Source organism: Lysobacterales bacterium (assembly GCA_014946745.1).
Classification (GTDB): Bacteria; Pseudomonadota; Gammaproteobacteria; order Xanthomonadales; family Xanthomonadaceae; genus Aquimonas.
In genome coordinates this window covers 2,288,248-2,300,395 of the sequence record JADCRD010000001.1, presented here as the reverse complement: position 1 = coordinate 2,300,395, position 12,148 = coordinate 2,288,248, and the positions used below count along the sequence as shown (strand labels likewise).

Sequence of the window (12,148 nt, the reverse complement as noted above, 5' to 3'; positions counted from 1 at the left end):
CGCTTGCTTCGTCGTCCCGGCCATCCCTGGCCGGACCAGCAAACTGCTCTTCAACAGCCTGCTAGGCGGGCGCGCAATGCTTCGGGATACTCGCTGATGTCCGCCAATCGATCAGCCCGCAGATCGGCCTGCCCGCGCCCATGCCGCGCCGCATCGGGGCCCGCGCTGTGGCGGCGCTCTCAGCAGGGCTCACCGCCGGCCTGCTGTCGTGCGGCGGATCATCCCGCGGCACGCGGTGGCCGGGCTCGCGCAGATGCACAGGCAGCATCAGGTCCACGGCCGCAGCTCGCAGGCAAGGGGTGCGCGGGGCGAGGGGCGGCGCGCCGCAAGGGCAGCGGCTGCCTTCCGGTTCGCTTGAGCGGCTGCGGCCTCTGCGGCGCGCGGCGCCAGCAGGCGCAGTCGTGGCTTTCGGGTTTCGCGCTGGAACATACCTGTCTCCCGCTCCTGTCGGCCGCGAGGCGGGATGCCTGCGGCCAGCACAGTGAAAACCGCGGGTCGGCCGTCAGCGCGGCAGAATCGGGCGATTCGCGGGCAGGCTCCGCCCGGCGCTCAGTCTTGCGTCCAGCGTAGGCGAAGGGGGCCAATGCCGAGCCCGGTCGACGCCAGGACGACTCGCGTTTCAGGGGTGCGCTCGATGATCAGTCGCCCGCGCTCGGCCGGCAGTTCTATGGCGTCCAGGCCGCACTGCGCCAGCCGCCGCGCCGCGGCGCGCGTGGCGCCCGGCTCCAATGCGCCGCCAGCGCGGGCCGAGCGGTGTCGATCTGCCTGCACGGTCGGTTGCCCCGGGCGCAACGCGCGCTCTTCGGCATCGGCACCGAGTTGGTCAGACGCGTCGCTATCGAGGCAGGACACGCTTGAGGCCTCGTCGAGCGCGCTGCGCTGAGCGTCGATCCGCAGGCGCGCTCCCGGCCCGAGATGGAAGACCTGCGCCACGAGCGCGTCGGACGTGGTCGCAGCATCGCGCAGGAAGACCCAGCCGCCCTCGCGGCCCAGGGCGGTGATCGTGCGGATGTCGCCGCGGGTGTCAACGCGCAGCGCGCTGGCCTCATCGGCGCCGTAGCCCAGGCGCGCCCCCGTCTGCGCCAGCAGGCGCAGCAGCCGCGGCTCGCGCGCGCGCTCCGAGAAATGGGTGTCGACGATGGAGTCGGCGGCGAGCCCGAGGCCGCCCTCGGCCCAGTAGCTCAGACGGTCTTCGTCCTGCGCGCTGCACAGGCCCGCGCGCGCGCAGCCGGGCTCGGGCGGCGCCGCGTTGCGGGCCGGTGCACGCAGGGCCGAGGCCGGGCTGCCGTTGGTGAGCATGGCGGCCGCCGACTGCACGGCCGCGCCGGCGCTGGTGCCGCCGACGACGAGATCACCCCGCGCATGCGCCTTGCGCAAGGTCTGCAGCCAGGGCAGGGCGTCACCGTTCGGCGCGAACAAGGCCTGACGCAGGCGCCACTGGTCGCCGCCCGCGAAGAACACGGCCTGTGCGGACGCGATCCGCGCTTCGAGGGTCTCTGGCTGTTCGCATGTCTCCTGCTGCAGTGCGTGCAGATCCGGGTAGACCTGCTCGCGCGCGTGCAGCCCCAGCACCTCGGCGCGGCGCGCGACCAGCGCGCAGTCGTCCGCCTCGATGGCGCGGGCGAGCGCCGCGTCGAGCGGCAGCCACTCGGCTTGGGCACCCAGTGCGGTGAACGCGGAGCGGTAGAAGTCGACCGCCTCCATCGGATCCAGAGCGGAAGCGGTGACGATCAGTACGCGCGGTGCGCGACCGGCGCTGCGCGCGGCCGCGGCATCGACCACTGCCTTCAGAACGTCTGCGCCGTGCGGCTCGCGCGACAGCATGGGGTGCGCGGCTTCCTGTGCGCGGCGGCCGCGGGCGTCGACCTGGGCGACCTCCAGAGCACTCAGCACCTGCGTGCGTTCGGCGTCGGTCAGCTGCTGCCATGCGCTGCGCTCGCCCGTCGCGCATGCTCTGGGCGAAGCATCCGAAGTGCAGTAAGTGAACAGTCGCTCTTCGATCTCGGCGAGTTCGAGGGTTGTGTGTTCGCGGGCCTGTGCGGCGCTGCCAAACACCGCCTGGAGGTCCGCGACGAGCCGCTGTCTGGATGGCGGACGCAGGTCGCTGAATCGCAGTATTTCGAGGCCCTCCGCTGTGGTTCGGTAGCGTGATGGCGTACGCGCGCTTGCGATGTTCGGCGGCGCCTCGCGGCAGGCTCGCGGCGTCAGATCCGAGCAGATCGGCAGCGCTCCGCCCGCGAGGATAAGCGTCGACGTGGAGTGTTCAGGGTCTGAATCAGAGCGCTCCGGTGATGCCTGCGCTGCGGGCGTCGGCAGCGTGCAGAGCAGCAGTGTTGCGAGAGTGAGTCGCAGAGGTGTGTTCATGCGAGTCACGGTAGTCAGCCGCTGCGCACTCACGCAAGTGCATCGGTTCGAACCGATCGATGCTGCGATCGGGAGTGACTTGACGGCGCGCAAAGGCCGGCGTAATCCTTCGCCGCGTTGCCTCCCAGACCTGCGCCCATGTCCAAGCCGCGGAACCACATCCGGCACATCGCGCGCACCTACTACTTGAGCGAGTGGTGGGACGAGTAGGCGTATCCCCGCGCCTGGCCATTCTGGCCTCCATCCAGCACCGGCACTGACGCGTCGCGGCCCGCAGGGGCGCGTGTCCGCGTGTCTGCTGCGAACGTTCGACCTGCCCGCGTTTCGCCCGAAGCGGCGGCGGGCATCCGTGGGGGAATCACCAATGCGCAAGCTGCAAGCCCTGTCGGCCGCCGTCATCGCGGCCCTGTGCACTCTGTCCTTCGCTTCACCGGCCGCCGCCCAGCGCGACGCCGACGAAACCGCCCAGGCCGAGCCGGCCGAGAAGCTCGACGAGATTCTCGTCACCGGCACCCATATCCGCGGCATCGACCTGCAGGAGGCTCAGCCGGTCACCGTCATCGACGCCGAGGACATCCGCCAGTTCGGCGCGGTGACCGTGGGCGATCTGGTCGCCCAGCTGGCCGAAACCCGCGGCGGCACCGGCACCTTCAGCACCGCGAATTCCGGTGCGCTGCAGGCCGACACGCCTGCCGGCGCGGCGGCGGTCTCGCTGCGCGGACTGGGCACGGCGTCGACGCTCACCCTGGTCAACGGCCGCCGTATCGCGGTGTCATCGTTCGCCTCGGGCTCGGAGAACTTCGTCGACGTCAACGCGATTCCTTTGGCGGCCATCGACCGCATCGAGGTGCTCACCACCGGCGCTTCAGCGATCTACGGCGCCGACGCGGTGGCCGGCGTGGTGAACTTCATCCTGCGCGACGACTTCGATGGGCTGCGTCTTTCGGCGAGCGTTGGCGACTCCGAAGCCGCCACCGACGAGCTGCGCGCCAACACCAACCTAGTGGCGGGCTTTGTGGGCGAGCGCTCGCGCGGCATGCTCGTGTTCGACGCGTTCAATCGCAATGCGCTGTATGACCGCGATCGCGCCATCACCGCGGTCGAGCCGAGGCCCTCGCAGCAGGGCGTCTTTCCCAGCTTCAACGATCTTGCTGACATGCCGCTCGACCTGGTCGAAGCCGGCTGCCCGGACGCCCAGCGCTTCGACGGTCGCCCCGGCTTTCCCGCCAGCCGCTTCGGCGCCTACTGCGCGGTCAACCGCAACGCCTTCACCCCGACCGACCCAGAAACCCAGCGCTACGGCCTCTACACGACCTACCAGTACGAGATCGCCGAGGGCGCCGAGTACTTCACCGAATTCGCCCTGCAGCGCAACCGTTCGCGTGCGGCCAGTGCGCCCGCGCCCTGGAGCGAGGAGGAGATCGCCTTCAACCACCCGGGCATGCCGGCCGAGCTGCGTGCGCGGCTGGTCGCCGCCGGCGCGGATCCGCGCTTTCCGATCTTCGGCTGGGGGCGCTTTCCGGATGCGCGCGAGATCGAGGTCACCACGCGCAGCTGGCGCTGGCTGAACGGCCTGCGCGGCAGCGCTGGCGCCTGGGACTGGGAGACCACGGCGACTGTGTCGCGCAGTCGCTCGACGCAGAATGCGATTGCTGGCATCTACGGCGTCGAGCGCTTCCGTGCCGCTCTGCAGGGGCGCCTGTGCGCGAGCGGGGCGACCACCTGCAGCGCGAGCAGCGGCGGTCTGTTCTACAACCCCTTCGGCGGGCAGACCGGCAACAGCGCGCAGGTGCTCGATCTGCTGCGCGAGGAGGTGCCGCGCGACGGCCAGTCCGACCTGCTGGCCTTCGACGCCAAGCTCTCGCGGCTGTGGGGCGAGCTTGCCGGCGGCAGCATCGGCTGGGCCTTGGGTATCGAAGGTCGCCGTGAGGACATCGAGGATCGTCCTTCGCCCTTGGCGACGCTTGATCCCGACACCGGCGAGGTGCCTGTGTACGGCTTCGGTTCGACGGCGGTGCAGGCCGATCGCAGTCAGCAGGCGCTGTACGCCGAGGTCTTCCTGCCCTTCACGTCAGCGCTGGACCTGCGCGTCGCCGCGCGCTACGACCACTACAGCGACTTTGGCGGCGACTTCAACCCGGCGCTCAGTCTGCGCTGGCAGCCGCATGAGAATGTCGTGCTGCGCAGCGGCTGGAACACCTCCTTCCGCGCCCCTTCGCTGGCCCAGGTCGGCGCCGGCACCACGCTGGGTTCGGGGGCTTTGCCCTGTTCGCCGGGCAGCGAGTTCTTCCAGAACTTCTGCGGCGGCTTCAGCGGCGATGACGGCTATCTGTCGGAGATCTATGGCAACCCCGATCTTGAAGCCGAGACCTCCAGCGCTTGGTATCTGGGCAGCGCCTTCAGCTTCGGCGAGCGCACCACGCTGACCCTGGACTACTGGAACTTCGACCAGAAGAACCTCGTCGACATCGACGATCTCGAGCTCTTCCGCCGCGCGCTCACCGACCCCTCGCTGGTCTCGCGCACGGCCGAACTGCCCAGCGGTCGACTGGGCATCGGCATCCGTAACGGTCGCATCGGCGGCAACGTCGAGCAGGTCAATCTGCAGCTGATCAACGTGGGCCGGCAGCGCACTGACGGCATCGACATCGGATTCGAGCATCGCTTCGATGAGCGCGGCTGGGGACGTCTGCGCCTCATCGCCGATGCGACCTGGTTCAATAGCTTCGAGCGCAGCGAATCCTGCGGCGGCAGCGACAGCCGCCGCGGCGCGGGCACCTGCCGCGATGGCCAGCGCCTGGTCGAGCGGGTCGGCGAGTTCCGCTATCCGGAGTGGACCGTCAACGCCGGCTTCGCCTGGTCGCAGGGCGACCGCTTCGCGCGGCTTTTCGCCAACTACGTCGACGGTTACTTCGATGACGACCAGCGCGATGGCGTTGCCGCGGGGCGTCGCGTGGGCTCGTGGACCACCCTGAACCTGACCCTGGGTCAGGATTTCGGAGCGCACCATTCGCTGAGCCTGACGGTGCGCAACCTCGCCGATCGCGATCCGCCGATCGCGCTGGGCGCCGCCACCAACGTCGACCTCTACAACCACGACACCCTCGGACGGTTCTGGACCTTGAACTACGTCTACCGGCTTTGAGGCTGGCGAAGCGCAGGTGCCGGCGGCGAACTCCCCGCGCCGCCGGCCCGACGTGGATCGCATCGGATGCGGTCGGCGTCGTTCGTCGGGAGCCCGTGCCCCCACGCGGGCTCCCGCGACTGCTTGGCCGTCTGGTGTTCGGCAGAGCGCCCGTGTGCGGAGTCGGTGGCGGGTGTCGGTGTCTTGCATGGCGGTGGAGTGTTCAGCGCTTGCCCAACACCGAGCTGTACGCGTCCCCTCAGGCCCATAGGGTGGGTCTTGACCCACCTGAGCTTCGCCGGGCCTGACGCGGGGCGCATGGCGTTGGCTCTGCGGGCTTCATCATTGGCGAGCTGCGGTTGACGCGATGTGGCGGTTGCGGTGGGTCAAGACCCACCCTATGGACCTCACCCGCATAGGGTGGGTCTTGACCCACCTGCGCTCCGCCGGGCCCGACGCGGAGCGCATGGCGTTGGCTCTGCGGGCTTCATCATTGGCGAGCTGCGGTTGACGCGATGTGGCGGTTGCGGTGGGTCAAGACCCACCCTATGGGCCGCACTTGCATAGGGTGGGTCAAGACCCACCCTATGGACCTCATCTGCATAGGGTGGGTCTTGACCCACCTGCGCTTCGCCGGGCTTGACGCTGGGCTTCTACGTGGGGTGCGTAGGGGAAAGATCCGCCCGCGCGCGTCGGGTGGGTTGCCTCAGGGTGGGCTCGCCTCGCGAGGGCTTGGCTTGCGCGCGAGCGATCGCCTGTGTGGGTTTCCAAAGACTTGGAATTTCTGTTTCGGAGAGTTGATTGAAAGCCAGTCCTGAATCGAAGGGCCTCAACACCCTGCTGCTGCTGTTCCTCGTCGCCGCGGGCTTCAGCCTGCTGGCCCTGCTGGTGCCGGCGGGCCAGTTCGCGCCCGGCCAGCCGTTGTCGCTGGCCAGTTTCAGCCTGGTCGAGCCGGAGCATGGCCTCAGCCTGTTTTCGGCCGGCGAGGGGCGCGGCTTTCTCAACTTCCTGTTCGAGGGCCTCACCTCGGGGAGTCGCGAAAGCGCGGCCATCGGCGTCATCGCGCTGGTCTTCCTCATCGGCGGCAGCTTCGCCGTGGTGCAGGCCTCAGGCGCGATCGATCGCGGCCTGCTGCGTCTGATCGCGCTCACCGGCAGCCGCGACTGGCTGCTGCTCAGCGTGCTGTTCATCGCCTTTTCGCTGGGCGGCGCGATCTTCGGCATGGGTGAGGAGACCATCGCCTTCATCGCCCTGCTGCTGCCGCTGACCGACCGCCTCGGCCTGCCGCGGGCGTCGGCGGTGATGTGCACCTACATGGCCAGCCAGATCGGCTTCGCGACCTCGTGGGCCAACCCCTTCAGCGTGCTGGTGGCGCAGGGCATTGCCGGGCTCAAGCCCCTGTCCGGCGCCGACTTCCGCATGGCCATGTGGGCCTGCTTCACCGCGGTGGGCATCGCCTTCACCCTGCGCTACGCGCTGCGCCACCGCAGTGCGCAGCGGGCGGATGCCAGCGATGTCGCCGAGCTGATCCGCGCCGAGCCGCTGCGCTGGGCCGACCGCGCCATCCTGCTCGCGGTGCTGGCCACAGTGGTGTGGATCGTCTGGGGCGTGAGCCAGCGCCAGTACTACCTGCCCGAGATCGCCGCGCAGTTCTTCACCTTGGGTCTCGTCAGCGGCCTGATCTGCTTCATCGACCGGCGGCTGGGGGCGAACCGCATCGCCGAGGTCTTCACCGACGGCGTGCGCTCGATGGTGCCGGTGGCGCTCGTGATCGCCGCCGCGAAGGGCTTGCTGTGGCTGCTGGGCGGCACCGATCCGCATGTGCCTTCGGTGCTCAACACGTTTCTCTATGCGATGGCCTGGGTGTTCGACGGCGCACCGCCGATGCTGGCGGCGCTCGGCATGTTCGGCCTGCAGTCGGGCTTCAACTTTTTCGTGACCTCGGGTTCCGCGCAGGCAGCCATTACCATGCCGCTGATGGCCGGCCTGGGTGATCTGGTTGGGGTCACGCGTCAGGTGTCGGTGTTGGCCTTCCAGCTCGGCGATGGCTTGACCAACCTGGTCGTGCCGACCTCGGCCGTGCTGATTGGCGCCACCGGCGTGGCCGGGCTCAGCTGGGCCGAGTGGCTGCGCATCGTCTGGCGCTTCGAACTTCTTCTGCTGGCCATGGCGGCCGGATTTGTCGCCCTTGGCGTACTGACGGGATACCACTGATGCTGCTGGAAGATCGCGACACCGCGCTGCTGATCACCGATGCCGAAGTTTTCGCGCCTGCGCCGCTGGGCCGCCAGGACGTGCTGATTGCCGCCGGCCGGGTGCTGGCCATCGGGCGCGATCTGCAGCCGGGCAGCGCGCTGCCGCTGCGTCGCATCGAGGCGCGCGGGCGCCTGCTGGCGCCAGGCTTCGTCGACAGCCTGGTGCACATCGGTGGCGGTGGCGGCGAGGGCGGCTTCGCGACCCGCGCGCACCCGCTGCGCGCAGAGGATGCGCTGCGCGCGGGCGTCACTACGCTCATCGGCGCGCTGGGCACCGATGAAGTCACCCGCAGCCACGCCGACCTGCTGGCCTGCGCGCGGGCGCTCAACGCGGAGGGCCTGTCGGCCTTTGTTCTGTCCGGCAGCTATCGCGTACCGGTGGCCACGCTGACTGGCAGCGTGCGCACGGATCTGGTGCTGATTCCCGAGATGCTGGGCGTGGGCGAGATCGCGATCGCCGACCACCGCGGCTCGCAGCCCAGCTTCGATGAGCTGGCGCGGATCGGCGCCGACGCGCGCGTCGGCGGCATGCTGGCCGGCAAGCGCGGCACCGTGCTGATCCACGTCGGCGACGGCGCCGACGGCATCGATCTGCTGGAGCAGCTCAGCGCGCGCACGCCGCTGCCGCGCGGCCAGTGGCATCCCACCCACATGAGCCGCAACGCGCGCCTGTTCGACCAGGGGCGACGCTGGCTGCACGCCGGCGGCAGCATCGACATCACCGCCAGCACCAGCGCCGCACTGCTGGAAGCCGGCGAGGTGCCGCCGCTGCGTGCGCTGCTGGCCCTGCTGGAGGACGGCGCGCCGATCGAGCGCATCACGCTCAGCACCGACGGCCAGGCCAGCCTGCCGCGCTTCGATGCCCAGGGCCGACTGCTGTCGATCGAGTTCGCGCCCATGCACAGCCTGCTCGACTGCCTGCGCGAGGCGGTGCTGTCGCATGGGCTAGCGCTTGAGCGCGCGCTGCAGCCGATCACCTCAAGTCCGGCGGCGGTCTGGGGGCTTGCGCGCAAGGGCCGCATCGAAGTTGGGGCCGACGCTGACCTGCTGATGCTCGATGCCGATTCGCTGGCCTTGGAGACCACGATCGCCGCAGGGCGCGTGTTCGCACTGCGCTGAGCCGATTCGCCCGATCCGGCAGTCGGCGGCCGGCGGCCGGCGGGCCGCTGTCCTCGGGAAGCTCCGAGCAACTCCGTCCGGGAGTGGTTGAGACATCGCGAGTCCGGCGCGGGGGCGGACTCCTTCGGCCGCTGCGCGGAGACGCTTTGGCCGGGCCCGGCCATCCCGGATCAAGCACTTTCGCGCTCGATCCTCGGGTACGCGATCCGTGGCGCGCGAGCACGCTGGTTTCTTCAGCCTTGCCCTAGACTTCGGCGCGCTGTCAGGCTTCCGCCCCCATTTCCGACTCGGCTCGTGCCCATGCCCACCACCAACACCCTCGACCTGATCGATCGCTACTACGCCGCCTTCAACCGCGGCGACCGCGAAACCCTGCTCGCCCTGCTGGCCGAGAACGTGGTTCACGACCTCAACCAGGGCCCCCGTGAAACCGGCCGCGAGACCTTCCGCGCCTTCCTGCGGCGCATGGACCGCTGCTACGCCGAGCAGCTCACCGACATCGTGGTGATGGCCTCCGCCGATGGCCGACGCGCGGCCGCCGAGTACGTCGTGCACGGCGAGTACAAAGCCGACGATGAAGGCCTGCCGCCGGCCCGCGGCCAGCGCTACGTGCTGCCGGGTGGCGCCTTCTTCGAGATCGAGAACGGCTACATCACCCGCGTCACCAACTACTACAACCTGCAGGACTGGATTGCGCAGGTGCAGGCCTGATGGGCGTCGAGCTGCGCTGCCTGCGGCCGGTCGAGTACGCGCGCCACATCGCCGACGTCGCGCGCCTGCGCATCGAAGTGTTCCGCGCGTTTCCCTACCTCTACGACGGCGACGTCGGCTACGAGGAGCGCTACCTCGCCACCTATGCGCAGTCGGCCGACAGTGTGTGGGTGCTGGCGCTGGACGGCGAGCGCGTGGTCGGCGCCAGCACCGGCCTGCCCCTGGCCGACGAGGACGCTGCGTTCAAGCAGCCCTTCATCGCGCGCGGTATTGACCCGCAGCGGGTGTTCTACTTCGGTGAGTCGGTGCTGCTGCCGGCCTATCGCGGGCTGGGTCTTGGGCATCGCTTCTTCGATGCGCGCGAAGCGCATGCGCGCGCGCTGGGGCGCTTCGAGTGGACGGCCTTCGCGGCGGTGGACCGCGCGGCCGACGATCCGCGTCGCCCCGCGGGCCATCGCGACAATGACGCGTTCTGGACCAAGCGCGGCTACGGGCGTCAGCCCGGCATGGGCTTTCGCCTGAGCTGGAGGGAGATCGGAGAGCCCGCGGAAAGCGAGAAGCCGCTGACCTACTGGCTGCGCGCGCTGGAGGCCGGCTGATGCGCGTCGCTGTCGCCGCCTATCCGCTGGAAACGATCACGAGCTACGAGGCCTGGGCCGACAAGCAGCGCCGACTGCTGGGCGAGGCCAAGGCCTTGGGCGCCGATCTCGCCGTGCTGCCGGAGTATCTGCCGTTGGAACTGGCCGGAGCACAGCCTGCCGACGTGCGCGAGGATTTCGCCGCTTCGCTGGACGCGCTGCAGGCGCTGTTCGAGCCCTGGCAGGCGCTGCACCTCGAGCTCGCCCGCGAGCTGGATCTGCACATCCAGGCCGGCACCTTTCTGCTGCGTCAGCCCAGCGGCGGCTACCGCAACCGCGCCTTCTGGTTCACACCCTCCGGTGAGGTTCACTGGCAGGACAAACTGCAGCTCACCGGCTTCGAGAAGGCCAGCGGCCTGATCGAGCCCGGCGACGCGCTCAAGGTGTTCGAGCTCGACGGCCTGCGTGTGGGCATCGCGGTCTGCTACGACAGCGAGTTCCCGCTGCCGGTGCGTGCCCAGCGCGAGGCCGGCGCGCGTCTGCTGCTGGTGCCGAGCTGCACCGATACGCCGGCCGGCGCGACGCGCGTGCGCACCGGCTGCATGGCGCGCGCGCTGGAGAACCGCCTGTTCGTCGCCCGCGCGGTCACCGCCGGCGAACTGCCCTGGAGCCCCGCGCTCGACACCAACACCGGCGAGGCCGCGATCTACGCACCGATGGATGTGGGCCTGCCTTCTGACGGCGTGCTCACCGTCAATGCGCCGGGCGAGACCTGGGCCGTGGCCGAGCTGCCGCTGTCGCGGCTTGAGCGCGCTGCAGCGAAGTCGCAGGTGGCGGTGGATGCCGACTGGCCGCAGCAGCTGCGGCCGGGGCTGCTGCGGGCTGGGCTGCACAGGCTCAAGCGCTGAGCTCGCAGGTCTCGGCGCGCCTGGGTGGATCCCGAGCGGCTGCGGTCCTCGACTCTATTTGGCCTGCGACACTCGCCGGCTGGCATGCGGCGCGTTCGGCTACGACAGCCTACAAAGCGCCCACAAAGAGGGGGCTGAGTCGTGCGACTTGGCCTGATAGTTTTCGCCAACGCTTGATTGCAGTGGTCGGCCGCGGCTTGTCTCCGTCGTCGGCAGGCAGGCGGGCGGCTGCGCCGGGGGGGGGGGTAGCAGTTCTTGTCCTGGGTGTCCCTGGCTCTGCTTCTTTGCCGCGCTCGGTGCGAGTGTCGCCTTCAAGCGTGCCTCGGCCATTCGTTCGTCCTTAGTTGGGGCTTCTATGTCTTGGTTGTCTCTTACGCGTTTCAGTTGTGTGTTCTTCATGGGCGCGTGCAGCGCGGTGTCCTTTGGGGCGCAGAGTGCGTTTGCGCAGGTCAGCCCTCGTCCGATCAGCCTCGACGCCATTGCGCATGAGCAGGGCACGGTGGTGTTGGTCCGGCAGCCGCTGGACAGCGTGCTGATCTTCCTTGACGCGCAGGACCAGCTGCGCTGGCAGCGTCGTCTGTTGCCGGACGAGCAGCTCGGTGTGTTGTTGCGAGGCGCCGACTCGGATCGTGTCTGTCGCGCACGGCGACAGTTGAGCGGGGGGATGATGTTCGGCGGAATGCCCTCTCAAGCTTCCATCGAAGTGGAGTGCTTCCGGCTGGCGGACGGTGAGCCTCTGTCGGTGGACAGGATCTTTGAAGGCTCTAATGCTGGTCTGCTGATGGGCACTGCCGGCAACGACGGCACGAGGGTGCTCTACTCGGAGATCAATGCATCTTCCGCTGGAGCGAGGGAGCTGCAACAGATCCGCACGCTGGCAGATGGGCGCGAGTTTCGACAGCGCATTTTATGGGGAAGGGCGCGGGCCAACGAGCGCGGTGGGGTCCTGGTGGTTGGCAGTGCGCGACCGGCTATTCGTTTCGACCCGGCGGGGCGCGAGGCAGCGCGGTCGCCCTTCCCAACAGGGTTTGCGCCACTCTCGCTTGCGCCCTCGGGCTCGTCGCTGGGCCTCATCTATTCCCAGACTCT

At 69.4% G+C, this 12,148-nt stretch carries 7 protein-coding genes; 6 read left to right on the top strand and 1 reads right to left on the bottom strand.

Features of this window, described 5'->3' with window-relative positions:
- Nucleotides 1-549: 549 nt before the first annotated feature.
- Nucleotides 550-2,055 carry a cyanophycinase gene (locus tag H4O13_09015; GenBank protein MBE5315527.1) on the bottom strand — a complete coding sequence of 502 codons (1,506 nt, stop codon included), beginning with the start codon at nt 2,053-2,055 and terminating at the stop codon, nt 550-552.
- 673 nt (nt 2,056-2,728) lie between these two features.
- Between H4O13_09015 and H4O13_09010 the strand changes: the two genes are divergently transcribed.
- The 6 genes from H4O13_09010 (at nt 2,729) to H4O13_08985 (ending at nt 11,059) form a co-directional block, all read left to right on the top strand.
- Nucleotides 2,729-5,509, top strand: coding sequence for a TonB-dependent receptor (locus H4O13_09010; protein ID MBE5315526.1), 2,781 nt, complete (start codon nt 2,729-2,731; stop codon nt 5,507-5,509).
- Nucleotides 5,510-6,289: 780 nt separating this feature from the next.
- Nucleotides 6,290-7,702: a putative basic amino acid antiporter YfcC gene (gene yfcC / locus H4O13_09005; protein MBE5315525.1), complete on the top strand. Its 1,413-nt coding sequence runs from the start codon at nt 6,290-6,292 to the stop codon at nt 7,700-7,702.
- Nucleotides 7,702-8,862, top strand: a complete 1,161-nt coding sequence (locus H4O13_09000) for a beta-aspartyl-peptidase (protein MBE5315524.1) — start codon at nt 7,702-7,704, stop codon at nt 8,860-8,862. Before yfcC ends, H4O13_09000 begins: the two co-directional genes overlap by 1 nt.
- Nucleotides 8,863-9,162: 300 nt before the next feature.
- Nucleotides 9,163-9,573 (top strand): nuclear transport factor 2 family protein, encoded by a 411-nt coding sequence (locus H4O13_08995; protein MBE5315523.1) that lies wholly within the window; start codon nt 9,163-9,165, stop codon nt 9,571-9,573.
- The gene (locus tag H4O13_08990; protein ID MBE5315522.1) at nt 9,573-10,172 is read left to right on the top strand and encodes a GNAT family N-acetyltransferase; all 600 of its coding nucleotides are present in this window, start codon (nt 9,573-9,575) and stop codon (nt 10,170-10,172) included. The genes H4O13_08995 and H4O13_08990 overlap by 1 nt, the downstream gene beginning before the upstream one ends.
- On the top strand, nt 10,172-11,059 hold the full coding sequence (locus H4O13_08985) for a carbon-nitrogen hydrolase family protein (protein MBE5315521.1): 888 nt from the start codon (nt 10,172-10,174) through the stop codon (nt 11,057-11,059). Before H4O13_08990 ends, H4O13_08985 begins: the two co-directional genes overlap by 1 nt.
- Nucleotides 11,060-12,148 lie beyond the last annotated feature (1,089 nt).